Raw genomic sequence first — 23,696 nt, 5'->3', positions numbered from 1 at the left:
TTTTAAGGAGGAAAAATGAAAAAATCACATTTCAAAAAGGCAATGGCACTCGGACTGGCTATGGCGATGGTGGGCGCTCTTTCGGCATGTTCCGTAGAAGGTGAATCTTCAGGGACCAAAGCTCAGGAAACAGAAACCAAGGCTCAGGAGACAAAGAAAGAGGAAAGCAGTGCTGCACCGGCTGCTTCTTCAGGTTCAGGCGTAATCTACGGTATCTACAAGGCCGGAGATCAGACCTGGTTCATCGATGAAGGAGACGCGGCAAAGGCGGCTGTTGAGAAAAACGGCGATACATTTACCTATGTAGATGCAAAGATGAGCCCGGAAGAATATCTGAAGGCTATAGACAATGCTATCGCTAACAACGCGAAGGGCATCGTAACCTGTATTCCTGACCAGACCATGTCTCAGGCAGCCGTTGACAAGGCAAAGGAAGCTGGAATTCCTATTGTTGCTGCCGATGACGCACTTCAGGATACTTCAGGAAACAAGATCGCTCCATGGGTAGGTATCAATGCTTACGTAATCGGTCAGGCAAATGGTAAGTGGATCGCAGAGTATGTAAAGAACAACGATCTTCTCGGTAAGGATGATGTGGGTATGCTCATTATGACCATGGACACAGTATCTTCCTGTGTACCGCGTGCGGAAGGCGAGATAGCACAGTTCACAGCGGACTGTCCTGAATTCGATCAGAGCAAGATCTATAAGGCTGACTACGACGGAACAACAGATAAGGGTAACACTGCAGCTGCATCTGTTATCACAGCACATCCTGAGGTTAAGACATGGCTCATCACAGGTGCCAACGAAGAGGGAACCATAGGTGCATGTCGTGCCCTTGAGTCAGCTGGACTCGACAAGGATGCCTGCGTTGTAGGTCTCGGCGGATATATGGCAAAGGATGAGTGGAACAACAAGGGCGCAGACGGTACATGCATGAAGGCAGCTGCTTATTTCTCAGCCCAGTCTGTAGGTGAAGGCTCTGTTAATGTTCTTTACCAGCTCATCAATGGCCAGACTCCTGACATGGAGACTGCGGTTGATGCGGTTATCGTTACACCTGATAACTACAAAGAGGTTATGGGTAAGGACGCAGAATAATTCTTGTGACTAAGTATAAGAAAGAGGGGCAGCCGTGAAGGCTGCCCCTTTATGATGTCTTATCAGTTTCATCCGAATCCTGAAGAGAATTGACAGCGGATCTGTACTTTGAAGGAGTCATACCGGTGACCTTTTTGAATGTGGTGCAGAAGCTGGATTCTGAAGAAAAACCGCAGCTGTAACAGATATCTTTAATACTGGTCTTCTCATTTTGTAAAAAGAATTTGGCGGCATTGACTCTTGTCTCTATGACATATTCATGGGGCGAAAATCCGGTTTCTCTTTTGAAAAGGCGGCTGAAGTAAAAGGTACTGAGAGAAGCCTGTGAAGCCAGCTGCTCCAGAGACAGCTCTTCATGGATATGATCGGATATGTAAGCTACCGTATCCTCTATGATGCCGCTTGCAGAGGCTTCCGCCACATCATGACTTTTGGCAAGAAAGAGTTCAGTCATGATATTTACGAGATAATTGTTGAGAAGAGGTTCTCCTACAGCGACTGTATCACGGAAACCGAGATAGATGCGATGGAGGTACTTTTCAAAGCGGTAGGAATTCTGAAGAGAGATGATGGGACCTGTTGCTTCGGTTATGGCTTCAAAATAACCTCTTGCAGATATACCGTCAAAATGTATCCATTCGATGCTGCAGCCGCTTCCGGTACCGTAGGCGTGGGGAGCATAACAGTCGAGGAAGATGACATTACCCTCCTTTGCGTGGTAAACATGCCCGGCTGTTTCTACCGTGCATTCACCTTTTTTCAGATACATAAGAAGGAAGCTGTCAAATGCATTTCTGCGGATATTGTAACCGGGAAGGTAGGTGAAATTTCCTACGATCATGGGGTAAAGAAACAGGCGTTTAGCCTGAGCTCCGGGTGTGTAAACATAAAAATCCGAGCCCGGTCTGATGAAGTTTTCGGTTGAGATCATATTCGCCTCACAGAGCAAGAATTTGAAATCATTGAGCAATCAGCTTTAATGAAATTAGTGTGATTACACCTTATATTATAAGCAAGAAACATAAATTTTTAAATTAATTTCCGGCAATTAAGGAGGAAACTATGGGAGAGGTAAAACTGTGGGAGGAGGATGTAGTCATCCCGACCTATGGTATAGGGGAACCTGATAAAAACCCTATGTTTTTGGAAAAGAGAGTTTACCAGGGGAGTTCCGGAAGGATATATCCGTATCCAACCATCGAGAAGATATATGATGAAAAAGAGGATAAGCATTATCAGGCTGTTTTTCTGGAAAATGAGTATCTGAAGATAATGATTCTGCCGGAACTCGGCGGCAGGATACAGCGTGCCTATGATAAGACAAACGGTTATGATTTTGTCTACTATAATCAGGTCATAAAGCCTGCGCTTGTGGGACTTCTGGGTCCGTGGATCAGCGGCGGAATAGAATTCAACTGGCCTCAGCATCACAGACCTACTACATTTATGCCTGTGGATCACATACTGATCGAAAACCCGGACGGTTCCAAGACCTGTCGTATCTCTGATCTGGATCAGATGTACGGAACCCGTGGTGAGGCGAGCTTCACATTGTATCCGGGAAAGGCATATCTCGAGATAAAGGGCCAGTTATATAATCGTACTTCAACACCTCAGACATTTCTCTGGTGGGCAAATCCGGCGGTTCCTGTAAATGATCATACCCAGTCTGTTTTTCCTCCTGATGTACATGCTGTTATGGATCATGGCAAGCGTGACGTATCCAGATTCCCTATTGCAACGGGGGTTTATTATAAACATGATTACAGTGCCGGTGTAGACATTTCCCGTTATAAGAACATTCCGGTTCCGACTTCGTATATGGCAGAAAAGTCCGACTTCGATTTTGTCGGAGGTTATGACTATAAGGTTGGTGCAGGACTCCTGCACGTTGCGGATCATCATGTGTCTCCCGGTAAAAAACAGTGGACCTGGGGATGTGGTGATTTCGGTAAGGCATGGGACAGAAACCTGACTGATGAAGACGGACCGTATATCGAGCTTATGTGCGGTGTGTTCACTGATAACCAGCCGGATTTTTCCTGGCTTAAGCCTATGGAGGAAAAGACCTTCACCCAGTATTTTATGCCCTATAAGGCTGTGGGACAGATAAAGAACGCTACAAAAGAAGCAGCTGTTAATATGGAGGTCAGTGACGGTGAGATCCATTTGATAGCCTATGGAACTTCTCGCTATGAAAAGGCAAGGTTCCTTTTGACCTATGACGGGGAGGTGCTGTTGGATGAAACAGAGGACCTGAGCCCCGTGTGCATATATGAGAAGACTTTAAGGCAGTCGGTTTCTGATGAAACGAAGCTTTGTTTCGCTGTGTTCTCAGAGGGAAAGGAGCTTGTGCATTATACTCCTCTTAAGAAGGGCATTCCGGATATCCCGAAGCCGGCAGAGGCAGCTAAAGCGCCTTCCGAGATCATGACCAACGAGGAACTGTATCTTACGGGTTTACATATAGAGCAGTACAGACATGCTACTTTCCGCCCTGATGATTATTACCTTGAGGGACTTAAGCGTGACGCCGGAGACATTCGCATCAACAATGCTTACGGTTCACTTCTGATGCGCCGCGGACTTTTTAAAGAGGCGGAGAAGCATTTCCGTCAGGCAATAAAGAGGCTCACTTGGAAAAATCCGAATCCCTATGATTCTGAAGCCTACTATAATTTGGGACTTTCGCTTCTTTATCAGAAGAGGGATGATGAGGCTTTTGAAGCATTTTTCAAGGCCAGCTGGTCGGCGGAGCAGCAGGAGATGAGCTTTTATTATCTTGCTGCCATTGAAACAAGACGTAAGCATTTTACGGAGGCTCTTCAGCTTGTGAATAAGGCTCTTGTTAAGAATGCTCATAATGTAAAGGCGTGTGGCCTGAAGCTGTATCTCCTTAGAAAGCTTAATATGAGAGAAGAAGCGCTTCATACAGTGAAGGAGAATCTCGATATCGATCCTTTTGATTATGTTACGAGGATGGAGGAGGCATACTTTTATGAAGTATCGGATAATGCTGATTCCGGCACAGCTCATGATGGTTTGACTTATGATGCTAAGCGCAGGGAACTGGTGAAGCTTGCCAGAAACTATCATGAAAATTTCCTGACTGTGGCAAGGGATTATGAAGAGTTCGGAGCTTATAAAGAAGCTTCTGATGTACTTTCTCTCTGCACTGAAAATTGGGCTATGCTTTTATATGAGAGAGCCTATATTGCTTCATGTGAAGGCAATGAAGAAGAGGCTAAGCTTCTCTATAAGAAGGCCGGAGAAGCTTCAACTGACTATGTATTTCCAAATAAGCTTGAGGACATACTGGTACTGGAGGAAGCCCTTCGTTATGATGCTTCCGATGGCAATGCCTGCTACTATCTCGGAAATCTTTACTATGACAAGACTGTATATGACAAGGCTGTCAAATACTGGGAATGTGCTTCTGAAAGCCGTCCTGAGTTCGCGACCATATGGCGTAATCTGTCTATAGCCTACTTCAATAAGTGTCAAGATGTGGAGAGGTCAAAGGCAGCCATGGAAAAGGCTTATGCATTGGCACCTAAGGATCCGAGGATATTCCTCGAATACGATCAGCTTTTAAAGAAGGTCAATGTTTCTACGGAGGATCGTCTCAGGCTCTATGAAGAGAACAGGGCAGTATTTTCGGAGAGAGATGACCTGAAGGTGGAGTATGTCACCTTGCTGAATCTCCTTGGAGATTTCCGTAAGGCACTGGACTTCATCAGAGTGAACCGTTTCCATCCATGGGAAGGTGGAGAAGGAAAGATCACGACCCAGTATGTATATGCCCTGACTGGTCTCGCCCTTATGGAGATGAAACAGGAACACTGGAAGGAAGCCGGAGATTTACTGAGGGAAGCTATGAGCTATCCTGAAAATCTTGGAGAAGGTAAGCTGGAGGGTACAAAGGACAACAACTTAAAATACTATCTCGGACTCTGTGAGGAGCATATGAATGAAGAACCCGAAGCTAAGAGTCTTTTCTCGGAGGCTACCGTCGGTACGGATGAGCCTGCCGGCATGATGTATTACAATGACCAGCCGGCAGACATGATCTATTTTGAAGGTATGGCACTTAAGAAGCTAGGTAAAGAGGTTTCCGGAAAGTCTCATTTCAATAAGCTGATAGATTATGGTGAGCGACATATGAGGGATGAGGTAACTGTAGGATATTTTGCAGTGTCACTTCCAGATTTCCAGATCTTCGATGAGGACTGGACGAAAAGGAATCAGGCGCATTGCCACTATCTGATCGGCTTAGGAAAGCTTGGTTATGGAGATGTTTCTGAAGCTGAAGAGGAGTTCAGGAAGACCATAAGCCTGGAGCCGACTCATTGGAACGCGATCCGCTATCTTCAGATAGCGGAAGGAAAGTTGTAATTGATTTTTTACAGCTTCATATCACCCGGTTTGACCCAGCCCATTTTTACGAGGGCAGAATTGAAAACAGGACAGAGAACAGCAGGAAGAAGGAAGCATATGAGCAGCATACCAGCCCAGTCAAGAGGGGTTATAAAGGCTTTTGTTCCTTCGGATATGCTGTTCAGCCAGCCTGTATAGACACCAATCTGTCCTACGAAACCGCAGGTGCCCATGCCGGATGAAATAGGAGTTCCGTTCATTTCCATTTTAAATACGCATGTGGCGAGGGGACCGGTTATGGCAGAGCAAAGGATAGGAGCGATCCAGATCTTTGGATTTTTGATGATGTTTCCCATCTGAAGCATGGAGGTTCCGATTCCCTGAGATACGAGACCGCCTACACCGTTTTCCTTGAAGCTCATGAATGCAAAGCCCACCATCTGGGCGCAGCATCCTGCAACAGCGGCTCCGCCCGCAAGTCCTGTGAGGCTGAGAGCTGCGCATATGGCGGCAGAGGAGATGGGAAGAGTCAGTGCGATTCCGACTATAACTGATACAATTATTCCCATTATGAAAGGCTGCTGGCCTGTGGCCCACATTATGAGGTTTCCGGTCTTAAGAGCAGCAGCTCCGATGGCCGGTGCCCAATTTGCTGAAAGAAGGATTCCTACGCCTATAGTGGCAAGTGGAGTTACGAGTATATCTATCTTTGTTTCTTTTGAAACTGCCTTTCCGATCTCGGCAGCTATTATGGCGATAAAAAGAACTGCGAGAGGTCCTCCTGCTCCGCCTAAGGCATTGGAAGCAAAACCAACTGTTGTAAGAGAAAAAAGAACTAAGGGAGGGCAATGGAGAGCGTAGCCTATAGCGATAGCCATGGCGGAACCACTCATGGCAGAAGCAAGACCTCCGACTGTATAATCGATACCTCCGATGGTAGCTATTACCTTGGTGAGGAACGAAATGTGAAACTGTGCTCCAAGTGTATTTAAGATGGTACCTATGAGAAGAGAAGCGAACAGTCCCTGTGCCATAGCTCCCATAGCGTCAATGAGGTAACGCTGTACAGAGATCTCGATGTCTTTCCGTTTCAAAAATGATCTGATATTTTCCATGATACTCCCTTTCTTTTCTGCTTGTAAGCAAAGTTGATTGTCACTTCACAGGTAAATGAAAGTGACATTTATTTCTTATGCTGAAAGAGAATCCTTTTCTTCGGATTTTTCATCCCAGACCGGAACATCTATGCCGATCACATCTGAAGTAAATGGTGTTCCGTCATTCTTTTCAAAATGTTCAGTAGCCTTCTTTACATACTTGAAGCCGACATATAAAAGAGGAATGTTGCAGTATGCGATAAGGATATTGGCAAAATCAGAGAGATCCCAGAGAGCACCGAGATCCATGCCAACGATGGATGTGAGCATTCCGAAGCAGATAACTGCGATATCGATAAGTCTGATCGCATTGATGAATACCTTGCTGCGGCTGATTCTGTTTGCACATATCTCTGAGAAAGACATAAATCCGAGAAGACATGTGAAAGCAAAAAGTCCGAAACAGAGTGATACAAGCAGTGTAACTACGCTGTTGAATCCGGTTCCGGGAGTAAGCTCTTCAACAGATGCGAGGTACTTGGGAAGCTTTCCGAGCTCCATCCATGCTGCGCCCTTATCTGTAAGCCATACACGACCCATGATGACTACAAAACCGGTAAGAGTACAGATAACTATGGTATCAAGGAATACACCTATAGCCTGAACACAGCCCTGATCGCATGGATGTGCGGCATCTGAAGCTGCTGCCGGCATAGTGATGGTACCCTGACCTGCTTCGTTGGACATAAGTCCTCTCTTTACACCCTGCATGAGAGCTGTTCCGAATGCACCGCCAAATACTGCTTCAGGTTTGAATGCCTCTGTAAAGATGGCATAGAAGAACCATGGAATTCTGGCGAAATTGATCAGTACAAGAAGCACTACTGTAAGAACATAAACGATGGCCATCACGGGAACCAGGACATCTGTTACCCTGGCAATCTTTTTTGTACCGCCGAAGGACACTGCACAGGTAGCGAGAATAACTGCTGCAAATCCGACCCAGTATACCGCATGTGTGGTCGGAAGCTCGGTTCCGCTTATAATGCTTGCGATCTGTCCCATGGCAGATACTGTATTGAAGCCCTGTGCCGGGAAGCAGAGAATGGCATAAATGATGTACATCAGCGAAAGAATAACACCGATGATAGCTGAGTTCTTGAGAAGTCTTCTTCCGTAGAAGGACATACCGCCCAGATATTCATCATTCTTTTTCTCTTTGAAGATCTGGGACAATGTTGACTCAACGAACGCAGTAGCCATTCCGAAAAATGCCGAGATCCACATCCAGAGAAGTGCTCCCGGGCCTCCGACTGATACCGCACCTGTTACACCGAGGATATTTCCCGGACCGACACGCATGGCTGTTGAAAGGAAAAATGAAGCCAGCGGAGTGATACCCGTTTTTGCTTTGCTGTTTTTAAGTACCTGTAAACCGTACTTGAACTTTCTCAATTGAATGAATCTGAGATTAGCCGAAAAATAGATTCCCGAACCGATGAGCAGGATGATAGCCAGTGAAAAATTTCCTAAAACAGGAATGCCGGAATACCACTCAAAGTTTGTCGGGAAGTCCCAGAACAAATCAGAAACTGTCTGGATTCTGCTGCATACTGCAGAAATAAAAGCCAATAACCCTTCCATACATAATCCCCCATGTGATCATATAGTATTGAGGAGCAGAAATGTTCAGCCTACTCCGGGATACATAGTCATAACATTTATAAATTATTAAATCCAAGCCGTTTGACTATATTTATAATTATAATCCTGTATTTATTTCTGAACAATCATTATAATTCCATAATCGCAAGGGTTTTTATTTCTAATCTGTACTGTTTGAACAAATTTTCCGGATAGCTTTCTCTCAAGAATATCTCTTTTTTATTTCAAATATTATTTTCGGTTATATTTCCGTCGGGATCAAAAAGGAGCGGAAAACTGCTGGTATCCGAAGCATTTTTCAGGGCTTTTACATGACAGCCTCTCTCGATCAGCCCTTTCCCCATATCTGAAGCTTCCATATAAAATGTATGCCCTTTATATACAAACACTATGTCGTAATCAGATGTTGAAGAATCATGATAGAAAGGGACTCCTAACGTATCCTGTAATTCCTTAAAGGTATATACATCCTGTCTGACGTCGAAAAATGTGTCCAGGGTTCCTTCTATTGTGTGATCCGTCAGTACATAACAGCCGATACCTCCGCCCAGCCATAGGAAGCTCTCTTCATAATTCAGATACCTGTTTCCGCTATCCTTGTCTTTTTTTACTGAACATCCAAGCATCCTAGCAACGGGAGCACCGAAGCGATTTTCTATATCTGTAAAGTTCATAGAAAAAACATCTTCGATCTCTTTGTTGTAGAAGCCATATAATTTTCCCTTGGGCTGTGTTCTGAGATAATTATCTATGGAATCAAAGGATCCGGGAGTAGCTGCGGCATACCCTGAGAGATCTCTGTTTAAGATATCCTCTTTAATGGTCCACATGAGAAGCCTGTTGAAAGAGCCTCTGTCCTGACTTATGTATTTCTGATAGTTTTCGGGATCCTTTGTCTTGTCAACGCTTTCCATTATTTTATCAAGTACGAGGAAATCCGATCTCTCTATGGCGCCGTCAACCATCTGAAAAGCATAGTGGTGCACAGAATCCTTTCCTGTACGTACAAGCAGTTTTCCTGTTTCTTCCCCGAAGCCTAGATCAAAACCGGCTTCATTATCGGACTTAAGTTCTAGGAATTCTGCTGCATTAGTGTTTTTGTTTATGTAAGCAACTAAAGATATGTATTTTCCATCCCCGTCGGGAACTCTGGCAGTTGCTGCCAGTTCATAGACATTGTCAGCATTTATATCGACTAGGCAGTAGTATCCGCCTTCGGGGAAATTCTTCAGCAAAATGTCTCTGTATGCCTCAGCGGCTGATCTGTTAAATTCATTATCAACACTTTCGGGGACAGTTGTATCAAAGGAATCCATGTCAGACGGACCGTCATTCTGATTTGATTTTCCGGCTTCTGAAGCATCGGATTTTCTGACACTTTCCGGTTTCGCCGAGGTTCCTTTTCCGGCACCGCAGCCGGAGAGAAGCATTGCCAATATAATGATAAAAACTCTATACATAGTTTCCTCTCTGTACTTCTATTGTTTATTCCATTGTATGTTATAATGAAAAAAATAAGCAATAGTGCTTATCAAATCAAAACAAAGATAAAAACGCAACGTGCATCGCAAGATGTGCCAGAGCCGGAAGGTAGCCCGGCCGTCCTGATCCACACAGGGTAAGTAACCTGCCCCTCCGGGTTGTCCGTTCTTTGTTCATAACATTTTAAGGAGGGATAGTTATGGACATAGTGAGCGGAACGCTGACGGTATTTTTTGAGAACCCTTTCTGGGTCGGCGTATTCGAACGAGTATCTGATGGGCTTCTTTCTGCATGTAAGGTTACATACGGAGCGGAACCAAAAGATAATGAGGTCGAGGAGTTTATTCTTAAACATTACTATGAGCTGAAGTTCAGTCCGGCTGTAGAGAACGTAGTTCGTAAAAGAGCCGATAATCCGAAGAGAAGACAGAGAAATGCACGAAAGCAGCTGGAAAGCTCCGGAATCGGTACCAGATCTCAGCAGGCGCTTGCGAAGCAGCGTGAGGAAATGAAGATCGAGCGCAGACAGCAGAGCAGAGAGCAACTGGATATGGAACTCAAACGAAGGTACGAGCAGAAACAGCAAAAGAAAAAAGAAAAACATCGTGGACACTAAAAAGCAAAAGTCCCTTGGGCGATTAAAACGCCTAAGGGACTTTTGCTTTATATAAAGAAGTAATTTTAAGGATATATTTTTGGGGTTGGAGAGTATATCTTTATCCTAAAATAACTCTTATATCAACTTCATGACCGCCCATCTCAGGTGTGATGAGATTACCTGAGTGGAGTTCTCCGTCCACGTAGAATTCTTTCACACCCTTTTCGACATGTGAAGGATTCTCAACATGGATTCTGTATGTCTTACCGCGGAACTTGCGGACAACATCGTAGCTTTCAACATCCGAAGGTATGCATGGGTTAATGCGCAGACCGTCAAAGTCAGGTGTCACACCCAGGATGAACTGGCTTATGGTAGTGAAGGTCCATGCCGCGGTACCTGTGAGCCAGCTGTTCTTTCCTTCTCCGTGACTCGGTGCATCCTTACCTGCAACCATCTGGCAGTATGCGTAAGGCTCAGTACGGTGTATATCACCTATATCCTCAAGGAAAACCGGATTTGTTTTTCTGTATACCTCAAAGGCTCTGCTTCCGTGTCCCACCATGGTCTCGGCGCATGCGATCCATGGATTGTTGTGGCAGAAGATACCTGCATTCTCCTTGTATCCTGGCGGATAAGAGGAGATCTCACCAAGCTCGACATGATATCTTGTATATGCAGGCTGGTTAAGCATGATACCGTATTTTGTATCGAGACGTTCTTCGACGCTCTTCAGTGCCCTCTCAGCCATGCCGTTTTCTACACCGACACCACCGATTATGCACATGCCCTGTGGCTCGATGAAGATCTGACCTTCCTCGCATACGTGGCTTCCTACAGGATTTGAATAGGCGTCGTATGCGCGGACGAACCATTCGCCGTCCCAACCGGCAGTTTCGATTGCCTCAGTCATGAGCTCGATCTCTTCAGTGCACTTATCGGCCTCATCATTCAGATTCAGATGTCTGAGGATGCTTACATATTCCTTTCCGTATTTCACGAAAAGACCCGCTATAAATACGCTTTCCGCAACAGGTCCCTCAGAAGGTCCTGTGGTCTGGAAGCTTTCGCCCGGTGTCTCGGAAAAGCAGTTGAGATTCAGACAGTCATTCCAGTCTGCACGTCCGATGAGCGGAAGAGCGTGAGGCCCCTTGTGGTTGACTATGTAATTGAAGCTTCTTCTCAGATGCTCGAGGAGAGGAGCAGCCTTGGTTGAGTCATTATCAAAATCACAGATCTCATCGAGGATCGAAAAATCTCCGGTTTCTCTGATATATGCACCTGTTCCGGCGATAAGCCACATCGGGTCATCGTTGAAGCCAGAGCCTACATTGAGGTTTCCGGTCTTTGTAAGAGGCTGGTACTGGTGATATGCGGAACCGTCCTCGAACTGGGTGCTGGCGATGTCCAGGATCCTTTCTCTTGCGCGCTCCGGGATGAGGTGCACGAATCCCAGGAGATCCTGAGAAGAGTCTCTGAATCCCATGCCGCGTCCCATACCGCTTTCAAAATAGCTTGCAGAGCGGCTCATGTTGAAGGTGACCATGCACTGGTACTGATTCCAGATATTGACTGAACGGTTCAGCTTCTCGTTTCCTGTTTTTACGGAATAAACAGAAAGAAGCTTGTCCCAGTATTCCTTTAATTCCTTAAGTGCCGCCTCGACCTGCTCATCAGTCTGATACTTTGCGAGGAGCTTTTCTGCAGGCTTTTTGTTGATAACGTTTGGAGCTACGAACTTTTCTTCCGCCGGATTCTCGCAGTAACCCAGAACGAAGATGGATGTGTAGCTTTCTCCGGGTGCCAATGTTACTTTCAGGTGGTGACTTCCTACAGGAGACCAGCCGTGAGCTACAGAATTTCTGCTTTCACCGCTTTTAACAACATCAGGGTTATGGAGCCCGTGATAGAAGCCTGTGAAGCTGGCACGATCTGTGTCGAAGCCTGTTATCTCACGGTTCACTGAATAGAAAGCAAAGTGATTACGGCGTTCCCTGTACTCAGTCTTGTGATAAATAGTGCTGCCTGCTATCTCGACTTCACCGGTTGAATAGTTTCTCTGGAAATTCGTGGCATCATCCTCAGCATTCCAGAGACAGAACTCTATGAAGCTGAAAATGTCTATTTCCTTTACATCATCGGATTCGTTCTTAAGTATGAGCTGATTGATCTCGCAGGAGTCTGTAAGAGGAACGAAAGCGGTGAGAGTGGCTCTTAATGAGTTCTTCACTCCTTCTATGACAGAGTAGCCCATTCCATGACGACAGCTATAGCCGTCAAGCTCGGTCTGTACCGGCTGCCAGCCCGGATTCCAGATGCAGTCACCGTCCTTTATGTAATAGTAACGTCCGCCTGTATCGTATGGAACGTTGTTATAACGGTAACGAGTCAGTCTCAAAAGCTTGGCATCTTTATAGAAGTCATAGCCTCCGGCAGTGTTTGAGATAAGTCCGAAAAACTCCTTGCATCCTAAATAGTTGATCCATGGTAAAGGTGTTTCCGGAGTGGTAATAACATATTCGCGGGCGCTGTCATCAAAATAACCGTATTTCATTTGCTCCTCCTGTTGCGAAATCGTTTTCGTTGAATCGTGACTTCATTATAGATGGCTTTTGAATAATTGCAAACAAATTATTTAAAAACCTAAAAATAATGTGCAATATAAACAAAAGAATGGCGGGTTAATTATTAAAATACAATAATTGACTAGGAAAATTACATGAATTATGATTGAGGTACGAAAACGATTTCGGAAGCATAAGGAGCCCGATAAATGGTAACGATAAAGGATATTTCAGAGGCTTGCGGAGTATCGACTGCAACAGTCAGCAAAGCTTTGAACGGATATGGAGATGTCGGAAGAGCAACAGCCGACCTGATCAGAGAGACAGCAAAAAAGATGAATTATTATCCTAATGCTGCGGCGAAACAGTTGAAGACCAGTGTTTCCCACAACATCGGAGTTCTCTTTATAGATGAAACATGCTGTGGACTTACCCATGAGTTCTTCTCGGAGATACTTAACAGTGCAAAGACCGAGGCTGAGAGGCTGGGATATGACATTACCTTTATATGTAAGAACATCGCCGGAAGAGAAGCTTCTTTTCTGGAGCATGCAAGATACAGAAAGTGTGACGGAGTTCTGGTTGCAAGTGTGGATTTCAAGAGTCAGGCGGTTCAGGATCTGGTGTACAGCGATATTCCCACAGTTTCCATCGATTATGTTTATAACGACAGAAGCAGCGTGCTTTCGGACAATGTTGAAGGTGAATATGAGCTGACAAAGTATCTCATAGAGCATGGACACAGAAGGATAGCATTCATCCACGGTGAAAGTACTTCTGTTACTGATAAGCGACTTTCAGGATTTTACAGAGCCTGCGAGGAAAACGGAATAGAGGTTCCCGACAGTTATATCATGGAATCCAGATACCATGACATCGAAAGCTGCAGAGATACCGTAAAGATCCTTATGGATCAGAAGGAACGTCCCACAGCCATCATTTTCCCGGATGACTACTCATATATAGGAGGAAGACAGGGACTCGAAGAGATGGGACTCAGGATACCTGAGGATGTGAGCGTCGTAGGATATGACGGGATCAGATTAACGAGAGCCCTGAGTCCGAAGCTCACTACATATTATCAGGATACTGTGGAGATAGGTATCCGCTCTGTAAGGAAGCTTATAGATATCATCGAAAACCCGAAGACCAGCATTGCAGAGCAGATAAAGGTTCAGGGAAGGATACAGGAAGGCAAGACAGTAAAGGATCTTCTTCAGTAGTAGTTATGAAGATGAAACAAATTATGTATGCATGATGTGCGGGTTGAACTATCGTACCGATAAACAGTTTCACTTGCACTTTCATGTACATTTAAATATGAAATAGGAGGAAGTATGAAGAAAGTAATGAAGGTTGGCACAGCTCTTTTACTGGGAGCAACGATGGTAGGTTTGACAGGATGCGGACATAAAAATATTCCTGCCGGTGTGAGTGTTTCGAATGGTGGTAAAGTACTTAACATCTGGTGCTGGAATGAGGAATTCCGTTCCCGTTTCAACGACTTCTATCCGGGTGTTGCCGAAGTATCAAGTGACAAGGCAACTACAACACTTAAGGATGGAACAGTTGTAAAGTGGACCATCAATGAGAACGTAAACAACAACTATCAGAACAAGCTTGATGAGGCTCTGATCGCACAGGCAAAGGCAGCTGCCGATGATAAGATCGATATGTTCCTGGTAGAGGCTGACTATGCATTGAAGTATGTAGATTCCGATTATACTCTGGACATTCAGAAGGATATCGGACTTACCAAGGAAGAGCTTGCTGATCAGTATCAGTATACAAAGGATATCGTTTCTGTAGATGGTGTTCAGAAGGGAACAACCTGGCAGGCTACACCGGGACTTTTTGCATACAGAAGATCCATCGCAAAGGCAGTTCTCGGAACAGATGATCCTGATAAGGTTCAGGAAGCTCTCGCAAACTGGGATAAGTTTGATGAGGTAGCCGCAAAGGCTCATGACAAGGGCTACAAGATGCTTTCCGGTTTTGATGATTCATATCGTACATTCTCTAACAATGTTTCTGCTCCATGGGTAACAGGAACAACAGTAAATGTAGATAAGAACATCATGCGCTGGATAGAGCAGACCAAGGCTTACACAGATAAGGGCTACAATAACAAGACCTCTCTCTGGGATGACGGCTGGGCATCAGATCAGGGCGCTGACGGTGATGTATTTGGATTCTTCTATTCAACATGGGGCATCAACTTCACACTTCTCGGAAATGCAGGAGAGAAGGGCTTCGGTGACTGGGCAGTATGCTATGGACCTGCACCATACTACTGGGGCGGAACATGGCTCTGTGCAGCACAGGGAACCGACAATGCTGATGACATAAAGGACATCATGGAGCAGCTCACATGTAATACCGAGATCATGGAATCCATGACCAGAGATCAGGAGATCCAGGATTATACCAATACGATCTCAGGTATGAAGGATATCGCTGAAGATAAGAACTTCGGCTCAGATTTCCTTGGCGGAGAGAACCATGTAGCACTTTTCTCAGAGACTGCAGAAAAGATTGATATGAGCAACATCTCACCATATGATCAGGGATGTAATGAGCTTATACAGAGAGCTATGAAGGATTACTTCAATGGTAATGTAGACCTCGATACTGCAAAGCAGAACTTTGAGACCTCTATAAAGGAAGCATATCCGGAGATCACAGACGTAGCTTGGCCTACATAAGAAGGAATCGATGTAAGCTTTTGATGCTTGTTCGAGAGCAGGATAATAAGTAGTTGCCCGATATAAATGGCTGGATAAGGTATTTCAGGGTGGGATACCCCACCCTGAGTTGATTGTCAGGAGGGATAGCGTGAAAAACAGAGTTTCCATCACTGCAGATGATGTCATGAGGGACAGCGGAACGGAGATCAGTATGTCAGACACAAAAACAGTTAAAAACAAAAAGGTAGACTATTCAAAATGGGGATATATATTTATCCTCCCGTTCTTTATAACATTTGCGATATTTCAGCTGATTCCTTTAGCTTCAACTATCTATTACAGCTTTTTTGAATACTACAGATCAGGACTCAGAGATATCGGACCTACATTTGTAGGACTTGATAATTACAAAACTCTTTTTGAAACAGATCTTCCCAAGTATATGGGAAACACATTTATACTCTGGCTGATGGGATTCCTGCCACAGATCACGGTATCCCTCATTCTTGCAGCCTGGTTCACAGATGTAAGACTCAGGATCAAAGGCAAGCAGTTATTTAAGGTAATTATCTATATGCCTAACCTGATCATGGCAAGTGCATTTTCCATGTTATTCTTCGCACTTTTCTCGGATATTGGGCCGGTCAATTCTTTCCTTGTTGATTCAGGAATTCTTTCAAAGCCATATCGTTTTCTTGCTGAAGTCTGGGGGACCAGAGGTCTCGTTGCTTCCATGAACTTCCTTATGTGGTTCGGAAATACCACCATCATACTCATGGCTGCGGTAATGGGCATTAACCCCTCACTCTTTGAAGCGGCAGAGCTGGATGGCTGTAATCACCGTGAGACTTTTTTCTATATTACATTACCGAATATCAAGCCTATCCTTGTATATGTGTTCATCACATCCATGATCGGCGGTCTCCAGATGTTCGATGTACCTCAGATCCTTACAGACGGAACAGGAGGTCCGGACAGAACCTCCATGACCATCATCATGTATCTGAACAAGCATCTGTTCAACAAGAACTATGGTATGGCAGGTGCACTTTCGGTTGTATTGTTCGTGGTTTGTGCGATCCTTTGTCTTTGCGTTTATTTCTCGATGAACGGTGAAGATAACGGAAAGTCAAAGAAGCGTAGAGACAGAGACAAGTTATAAGGAGGGAGCGGTATGTATGCATTAAAGCAAAGAGAGATCACAGAGGCAAAAATCAGAACCGTAGCAGCATATGTTCTACTGACTGTTTTATCATTCCTGTGTCTTTTCTTCTTTTATATTCTGTTGATCAACTCAACAAGAGAGCATGTGGATATACAGAAGGGATTCTCGGCTATTCCGGGTGCGGCATTCATAAAGAATCTCACAAACGTTGCACATGATGCCAATGTTCCTATCTTCAACGGTATCGTCAACTCCCTCATCGTATCGTCCTTCTCGGCTATACTTTCGTGCTATTTCTCAGCATTGACAGCATACGGACTTTACGCCTATGATTTCAGGCTCAAGAAAGCGGCATTTATCTTTATCATGCTTATTCTGGTAATGCCTACACAGGTGTCAGCACTTGGATTCCTGCGTCTGATCACAAAGATGAATATGGAAGATACATTTTTTCCTCTTATACTTCCATCCATAGCGGCACCGTCTGTTTTCTATTTTATGTACAGCTACATGCAGTCATCACTTCCTATGTCTCTGGTGGAGGCTTCGAGAATAGACGGTGCCAGCGAGTTCAGAACATTTAACAGCATCGTGCTTCCTGTTATGAAGCCTGCTATGGCGGTTCAGGCGATATTTGCTTTCGTAACTTCATGGAATAACTACTTCATTCCTGCACTGGTGCTCAGCACACAGAAGAAAAAGACATTGCCTATCCTTATCGCTTCTCTCAGAAGTGCGGACTTCCTTAAGTTTGATATGGGAAAGGTTTACATGCTCATAACCATAGCCATCGTTCCTATCATCTTCGTTTACATCTTGTTATCGAAGTTCATAGTTGAAGGTGTAACATTAGGAGGAGTCAAGGAATGACGTCACTGAGGAGAGGTATAAATTTAGGCGGATTTTTATCACAGTGTACTCATGAAGAAAAGCATTACGACAGCTTCATAAAGGAAGAGGATATCGTAAGGATCAGAGAAATGGGCTTTGATCACATCCGGCTTCCTATAGATTATGAAGTGTTTGAAACTGAAGAAGGGGTTCGGAAGGATAAAGGCTTTGAAAGAGTACATGAGGTGATATCATGGTGCGAGGGACAGAAGCTTCCTGTTATACTCGATCTCCACAAGGCATATGGCTATGATTTCAATGACGCAGGTGATTCGGAGAAGAATCGCCTGTTCACGGATGAAAAGGTTCAGGGAAGATTCCTTAAGCTCTGGGAGGCTATAGCGAAGGAATTTTCGGGATGCAAAGATCTCGCCTTTGAGCTTCTGAATGAAGTAGTGGAGGATGAGAATGCCGATGCCTGGAATGCTCTCATAAAGAAGGCGGTTTCGGTTATCAGAAATTTCTCAAAGGATGCATGGATAATCTACGGCGGTATACAGTGGAACAGTGCCGGAACCATAAAGTATCTGGAGAAACCTGCGGATGACAGGATACTGTTTACGTTCCATTTTTATGAGCCTCTGGTGTTCACACATCAGTGGGCACACTGGATGCCTGTTATGAAAGAGATAGGGGATGTACATTATCCTGACAGCTATGAGATATACAAAGAGAAATCCCGCATCCTGGGCGCCCAGGGGCAGAATGTCCTGGACAGACAGTATGATGAGATGAATATCTCATACCTGAGGTCTATGGTAAATGTAGCTGTGGATGCGGCAAAAGAGAAGGGTGCACCTCTTTATGTGGGAGAGTTCGGAGTCATAGACCAGGCTCCGTCAGAGGATACGCTTCGATGGTTCCGGGATGTGATGACTATCTTTTCCGAAGAGAATATAGGATGTGCTCTCTGGACATATAAGAATATGGATTTCGGAATAAATCAGGAGCATTATGCCGGTATAAGAAATGAACTCTTGCAGCTTCTGACACAATGATGTATCATTTACTGCATCGATGTTTTTCGATGAAGCCGGTGATCACAGACTGTGTCGTGAGCACATTTATCTTAATATTATGAATGCTCAATGGTGGGTGAAAAGTTTATGCTTTTCCCCACCATTTTTTTAGCGACAAATCTTAAATTACGGTGATATAATTGTTAAAAATAATGTCAAGATGCAAAGTATTAAATGAGTGATGATTATTTTTCAGGATTTTAAATTTTGTATCGGCAAAATAACTTTGAAGGGGGTTGTTTATGATTACTAATGGTTTCACTTATGTTGCTGTACTGCTGTTTATGGCGGCTGTATTGGTAACGCTGTCACATCATGCCACAGGCGGTCTTCAGAAATTCTTTAAGTATGTGCCTGCAGTTGTTCTCTGTTACCTTATCGCTATGCTTCTCTGCACCTTGAAGGTATGGGATATGGCTGAAACAAAGCCTGCCTACAGCGCGTTAAAGAACAATCTGACATATGCGATGATCTTCGCCATGCTTTTGAGATGTGATATCAGAAAAGTTCTGAAGCTCGGACCGAAGATGCTCATCGGATTTTTCTCCGCGACAGTAACTATCATCATCGGCTTTATCGTTGCTTTTGTTCTGATGAAGGGTACCATCGGAAGTGATGCATGGATGGGTCTCGGAGCTCTCTGCGGATCGTGGATTGGCGGTTCGGGAAACATGGTGGCAGTTCAGGCAGCCCTCAATATCAGCGAAGCAGATATGGGTTATGCCCTTGTCATCGATTCCATCGACTATTCACTCTGGGTAATGTTTCTGCTGTGGGCTATTCAGCTGGCACCTAAGTTCAACAAGTGGACCAAGGCAGATACTTCAAAGCTTGATGAGGTTTCATCAAAGCTTGAGGAAGAGGCAAAGTCAAACACCAGCAAGATCACATTCCAGAGCCTCATCCTTCTCATAGGTTCAGCATTCCTTGCAAGTGCCATCGCATCAAATGTAGGTACTGCACTGTATGATGCAACCGGTTTCTCGGATAAGGCAACATGGACAGTTCTTTTCATTACAGCTGTTTCACTTATAGCAGCAGTTACACCGCTTGGTAAGGTTCCTGGTTCTGCAGAAGTTTCCAACCTGCTCCTTTATTCGGTAATCGGTCTTCTGGCAAGCCGTGCAAGTCTTCTGGAGCTCGGCGACGCACCTGCATGGATACTCACAGGCTTTATCATTCTTGCTATTCATGCAGTTCTCATGCTTGTTATCTGCCGTGTACTCAAGCTTGATCTCTTTACTGCCGGAGTTGCATCACTTGCCAATATCGGCGGTACAGCATCTGCACCTGTACTTGCAGGTTCTTACTCAGGATCCCTCGTTCCTGTAGGTATCCTCATGGCTCTCATGGGCTACGTTGTAGGTACACCTCTTGCGGTACTGTGTGCCAATATCATGCATGCATTAGCTTAAGTCAGAATCATGGGCTGTCATAACTTACAAGGTATGACAGCTCTTTTGTTATAAGGAAAAAAATATGGGCGTATTATCAAATTTAGAACCAAAGGAAGTATTCAGTTATTTTGAGGAGATATGCGGGATTCCGCATGGCTCAGGAAACACACAGGCCATAAGTGATCATATAGTGAATTTCGCGAAGAAGCATGATCTCAGGTATCGTCAGGATGAAGCCGGCAATGTTGTTATCTTTAAACCTGCAACACCCGGATATGAAGATGCAGATACTGTCATGCTCCAGGGTCATATGGACATGGTTGCAGAGCAGGATCCCGACTGCACAAAGGACATGATGACAGAAGGTCTGGATCTCTTCGTGGATGGAGACCTGGTAGGAGCAAGGGGAACCACCCTTGGAGGAGACGACGGAATAGCTGTGGCAATGGAGCTTGCCATCCTCGCATCCAAAGAGGTCGAGCATCCTGAGCTTGAATGTGTTTTCACTGTGGGAGAAGAAATAGGAATGGTTGGTGCCAGGGCACTGGATACCTCCGATCTCAAAGCAAAGTACATGCTGAATCTTGATTCTGAGGCTGACGGGATCTTCACTGTAAGCTGTGCAGGAGCCGCCAGAGTTCTGGTCAGGTTCAGCGGCGAGAGAGAAACATTGGCAGGAAAAGCCCTAAAGGTGTCAGTAGGCGGACTCGCAGGAGGACATTCCGGAGAGGAGATTCACAAAGGACGTGCCAATGCTGACATCATGCTGGGACGAGCTCTGTTCGAGATATCCCGGAAGACTGAGCTTAGGCTAGCGGAGGCTTACGGTGGAACCAAGGACAATGCAATTCCGAGAGAGGCTTCAGCTACGATCATGGTTTCTGATGTGGAGGCTGCAGTGGAAGCGGTGGCTGAGCTCGAGAGAAATCTAAGGAACGAATACAGAGTCACAGATCCCGGAGTATGGGTGAAGGCTGAAGCTTCTGATGTTGTGCAGGTATTCAGCAGGAAGATCAGCGAGCGTATAACAGCCTTTATGTTCACCGTGCCGAACGGAGTTCAGGTAATGAGTGCGGATGTAGAAGGGCTCGTTCAGACCTCCACAAATCTCGGTCAGATCTACACAGAGGGGGATTCAATCTGCTTCAGTTTTCTGGTGAGATCAAGCGTCAACTCACAGAGAGATGAGACTGTGGAGAGGATTCAGTCCATGGCTATGGCGCTTGGAGCTCGGGTTGAAGTCGGAGCAGCATATTCCGCATGGGAGTATAAGGCGGATTCCAGACTTCGTGATACCATGATTGAGGCATACAAGGCTCTTAACGGTACAGAGCCCAAGGTCGAAGCCCTTCATGCGGGACTGGAGTGCGGTATCCTTTCAGGAAAGATGTCGGGACTGGATGCGGTTTCCATCGGGCCGGATCTCACGGATATACATACACCGAGGGAAAGACTTCATATCGAAAGCACAGGGCGTATATATAAGCTGACACTGGAAACACTTAAGAGGTTGAAATAATATGAAAAGGGAAAAAACATCCATCGTTTTTACCGGCGATATAGGCTTTGATAAGTATATGCTGAACCGTTGGGAGGATCCTGAACTGATATCAGATTCTCTCTTAAAGTTCTTTCACAGCGCTGACCATGTGGTTGCCAATGTAGAAGGCGCTTTGACAGATGCAGAGGATAACGGAAGCCATGGAGTCTTTTTTCACAGCATGGATCCGGCTGCTGTATCCGTGCTTAAGAACATTCACTCTGATATCTGGAACATTTCAAACAACCATATCATGGATGCCGGAGAGGAAGGACTTTTAAATACCAGGCGTCTTGCTGCAGAATCGGGCGCAAGTACCATAGGTGCTGATATAAATGAGGTTGAGGCTTCAAAGCCTGTGATACTGGATGAAGCCGGTGGTATCGGCATGTTCGGAGTCGCCTATATGGCAGAATGTATCCCTGCAACTGCTACTGATCCCGGTGTGTTCCGATGGGATGACATGGAGCGTATAGAAGCGAGGATCAAAGAGATAAAAGAGCACTGCAGATGGTGTATAGTTGTGGCTCATGGTGGTGAGGAGTTTGCCGCTATGCCGAATCCCTATACGAGAGACAGATATCTCCGTTATCTTGAGATGGGAGCTGATGCGGTGGTAGCCCATCATCCTCATGTGGTTGAGAACTACGAGACATTTGATGATGGAAAGATGATCTTTTACTCGCTTGGAAATTTCATCTTTGATACAGATTATCAGAGGGCTCACCCATACACCGATGATGGAGTTCTTCTGAAGCTTGAATTTACTGAATCGGAAATGTCCTTTGAGGCAGTGGGAACTAAGATCATGAGAGGACCGGAGACCATAGTTGAAGCCGGGCTTCCGTACATCTTCACCGATATAAGAGCAGAAGAATTTGCATTATTATCTCCACTTGCGGCAGCCGCCTTCATACAGGAAGAGCGTAAGAAGATGATCTATCTTGAGAAGGAGCGTTTTGAAAATGCAGGTGATGATGTGTGGAATGCCTACTTCTTCAGTACTGAGCCTGACGGTTATTTCGAGAAAGCCCATATGGATCTTTCGGTTGTATTGCCCTATTCCCTCACTGCAGAGGAAGGAGCATGGAAGAGAAGTAAGCTTGATAAGGTGAAAGATTATCTTCTTACGATGGTGTGAGTTTGAGCAGGTGTCAGAGCATAACTCCGGCACCTGCACTTATTTTGTGCGAATCAGTCAGAACACAGTTGTTATCCCTGATATCCGTTCGCTCTCTTTATGGCGATATAGAGTGAAGCGTCAGCGTTCAGCTTATACGGACGAACATAGAACGCCACAGCGATTCCGCAGGTGATCAAGCCTAAAAGATACCATCCGATAAATGAGAGGTCGTAAATGAAAGCCTCAAATTTGTGACCGCTCATCATCTGTCTGGACTGCCTGAGTGCATCGATGCCCTTGATGTTGGGATCATCCGCAAGTATATAAGGTACCAGTCTGTAGGAGTAGCCTAGAATGATACCGGGAATGACAAAAAGAATAAATCCCAACAGAGTAAAAAGATCTCTGAGGAAGATGCCGGAAACTGCATTTAAATAGTTGTTCTTGTAACTGAATCCGACCTCGCCGATGGTGGCATTTTCATACTGGTTCACGAGGAAAAACCTGTTGCAGCCGACCTCCAGAGGATTGATAACAAAGATCTTTATGATGGATCCGAAGGCGATGAGAACACCTATTAGGGCTAAAATGATCATAAGTATCTTCATAAAATCAGGATCGTTAAGCACTTCTCTGCTGATATTTCCGCTCCTGCCTCTTGCAGTTGAGCCTGAAGCCAAAAAAAAGATCGAATAAATGAGAGCAACAAGAACCGAATTCCAGTAGTTTCTTTTAAAGTTTGCCTTTCCCTGTGCTTTTACACTAGCTCTGTCCCACATGATGTTCTCCTTTCAAAGCATAAATTATCTGTAAAAATGAAAGTTTACATATAACAGTATATCATAGAGGATCTTCAGATGCTCAAAACTTCACTTATTCCATCGGATATTTCACAGATTTATCTGAAGAAAGGATTTAATCAGCGTTGCCATAAGCCTGCTTGTGCTTATCACCAACTTTTGATCATGTTATTTGTGCGTATTCCAC

17 protein-coding genes are annotated in these 23,696 nt (G+C 44.9%); 11 read left to right on the top strand and 6 right to left on the bottom strand.

Features of this window, described 5'->3' with window-relative positions:
* The first annotated feature begins 15 nt into the window (after positions 1 to 15).
* On the top strand, positions 16 to 1,104 hold the full coding sequence (locus tag BXO88_RS06370) for an arabinose ABC transporter substrate-binding protein (protein ID WP_078036915.1): 1,089 nt from the start codon (positions 16 to 18) through the stop codon (positions 1,102 to 1,104).
* A gap of 49 nt (positions 1,105 to 1,153) precedes the next feature.
* Here BXO88_RS06370 and BXO88_RS06365 read toward each other — a convergent pair whose 3' ends face one another.
* A complete protein-coding gene (locus BXO88_RS06365; RefSeq protein ID WP_078036914.1) occupies positions 1,154 to 2,035 on the bottom strand; it encodes an AraC family transcriptional regulator in 882 nt (293 codons plus the stop codon).
* 131 nt (positions 2,036 to 2,166) lie between these two features.
* On the opposite strand from BXO88_RS06365, the gene BXO88_RS06360 reads away from it, so the two are divergent.
* Positions 2,167 to 5,499, top strand: a complete 3,333-nt coding sequence (locus BXO88_RS06360) for a DUF5107 domain-containing protein (RefSeq protein ID WP_078036913.1) — start codon at positions 2,167 to 2,169, stop codon at positions 5,497 to 5,499.
* A gap of 8 nt (positions 5,500 to 5,507) precedes the next feature.
* Here BXO88_RS06360 and BXO88_RS06355 read toward each other — a convergent pair whose 3' ends face one another.
* The 3 genes from BXO88_RS06355 to BXO88_RS06345 all read right to left on the bottom strand — a co-directional run bounded on the left by BXO88_RS06355 (position 5,508) and on the right by BXO88_RS06345 (position 9,703).
* The gene (locus tag BXO88_RS06355) at positions 5,508 to 6,596 is read right to left on the bottom strand and encodes a PTS transporter subunit IIC (protein ID WP_078036912.1); all 1,089 of its coding nucleotides are present in this window, start codon (positions 6,594 to 6,596) and stop codon (positions 5,508 to 5,510) included.
* A gap of 75 nt (positions 6,597 to 6,671) precedes the next feature.
* Positions 6,672 to 8,222, bottom strand: coding sequence for an alanine/glycine:cation symporter family protein (locus tag BXO88_RS06350; RefSeq protein ID WP_078036911.1), 1,551 nt, complete (start codon positions 8,220 to 8,222; stop codon positions 6,672 to 6,674).
* A 245-nt stretch (positions 8,223 to 8,467) separates the two neighbouring features.
* Positions 8,468 to 9,703, bottom strand: a complete 1,236-nt coding sequence (locus BXO88_RS06345) for a hypothetical protein (protein WP_078036910.1) — start codon at positions 9,701 to 9,703, stop codon at positions 8,468 to 8,470.
* Between the two features lie 221 nt (positions 9,704 to 9,924).
* Between BXO88_RS06345 and BXO88_RS06340 the strand changes: the two genes are divergently transcribed.
* Complete coding sequence (locus BXO88_RS06340) at positions 9,925 to 10,341, top strand: YjdF family protein (RefSeq protein ID WP_078036909.1); 417 nt, start codon at positions 9,925 to 9,927, stop codon at positions 10,339 to 10,341.
* 100 nt (positions 10,342 to 10,441) lie between these two features.
* On the opposite strand, the gene BXO88_RS06335 is transcribed toward BXO88_RS06340, so the two are convergent.
* A complete protein-coding gene (locus BXO88_RS06335) occupies positions 10,442 to 12,877 on the bottom strand; it encodes a GH36-type glycosyl hydrolase domain-containing protein (protein ID WP_078036908.1) in 2,436 nt (811 codons plus the stop codon).
* A gap of 219 nt (positions 12,878 to 13,096) precedes the next feature.
* Between BXO88_RS06335 and BXO88_RS06330 the strand changes: the two genes are divergently transcribed.
* The 8 genes from BXO88_RS06330 to BXO88_RS06295 all read left to right on the top strand — a co-directional run bounded on the left by BXO88_RS06330 (position 13,097) and on the right by BXO88_RS06295 (position 22,727).
* The gene (locus BXO88_RS06330) at positions 13,097 to 14,110 is read left to right on the top strand and encodes a LacI family DNA-binding transcriptional regulator (RefSeq protein ID WP_078036907.1); all 1,014 of its coding nucleotides are present in this window, start codon (positions 13,097 to 13,099) and stop codon (positions 14,108 to 14,110) included.
* Between the two features lie 114 nt (positions 14,111 to 14,224).
* Entirely contained in the window at positions 14,225 to 15,592 is a 1,368-nt protein-coding gene (locus BXO88_RS06325) for an ABC transporter substrate-binding protein (protein WP_078036906.1), read from the top strand.
* Between the two features lie 193 nt (positions 15,593 to 15,785).
* Positions 15,786 to 16,736 carry a carbohydrate ABC transporter permease gene (locus BXO88_RS06320; protein ID WP_078036932.1) on the top strand — a complete coding sequence of 317 codons (951 nt, stop codon included), beginning with the start codon at positions 15,786 to 15,788 and terminating at the stop codon, positions 16,734 to 16,736.
* A gap of 12 nt (positions 16,737 to 16,748) precedes the next feature.
* Positions 16,749 to 17,609: a carbohydrate ABC transporter permease gene (locus BXO88_RS06315; RefSeq protein ID WP_078036905.1), complete on the top strand. Its 861-nt coding sequence runs from the start codon at positions 16,749 to 16,751 to the stop codon at positions 17,607 to 17,609.
* Positions 17,606 to 18,628: a glycoside hydrolase family 5 protein gene (locus tag BXO88_RS06310; protein ID WP_078036904.1), complete on the top strand. Its 1,023-nt coding sequence runs from the start codon at positions 17,606 to 17,608 to the stop codon at positions 18,626 to 18,628. Before BXO88_RS06315 ends, BXO88_RS06310 begins: the two co-directional genes overlap by 4 nt.
* 263 nt (positions 18,629 to 18,891) lie before the next feature.
* Entirely contained in the window at positions 18,892 to 20,064 is a 1,173-nt protein-coding gene (locus BXO88_RS06305) for a DUF819 family protein (RefSeq protein WP_078036903.1), read from the top strand.
* Between the two features lie 64 nt (positions 20,065 to 20,128).
* Entirely contained in the window at positions 20,129 to 21,565 is a 1,437-nt protein-coding gene (locus BXO88_RS06300) for an aminoacyl-histidine dipeptidase (protein ID WP_078036902.1), read from the top strand.
* 1 nt (position 21,566) lies between these two features.
* Positions 21,567 to 22,727: a CapA family protein gene (locus tag BXO88_RS06295; protein WP_078036901.1), complete on the top strand. Its 1,161-nt coding sequence runs from the start codon at positions 21,567 to 21,569 to the stop codon at positions 22,725 to 22,727.
* A 71-nt stretch (positions 22,728 to 22,798) separates the two neighbouring features.
* Here BXO88_RS06295 and BXO88_RS06290 read toward each other — a convergent pair whose 3' ends face one another.
* Positions 22,799 to 23,488, bottom strand: a complete 690-nt coding sequence (locus BXO88_RS06290; protein WP_078036900.1) for a DUF975 family protein — start codon at positions 23,486 to 23,488, stop codon at positions 22,799 to 22,801.
* Positions 23,489 to 23,696 lie beyond the last annotated feature (208 nt).

The sequence above is a fragment of the Oribacterium sp. C9 genome, assembly GCF_002007235.1.
Taxonomy (GTDB): domain Bacteria; phylum Bacillota; class Clostridia; order Lachnospirales; family Lachnospiraceae; genus Oribacterium.
Note: the sequence above shows the minus strand (reverse complement) of the source record. Positions and strands in the feature narration are given on the sequence as shown.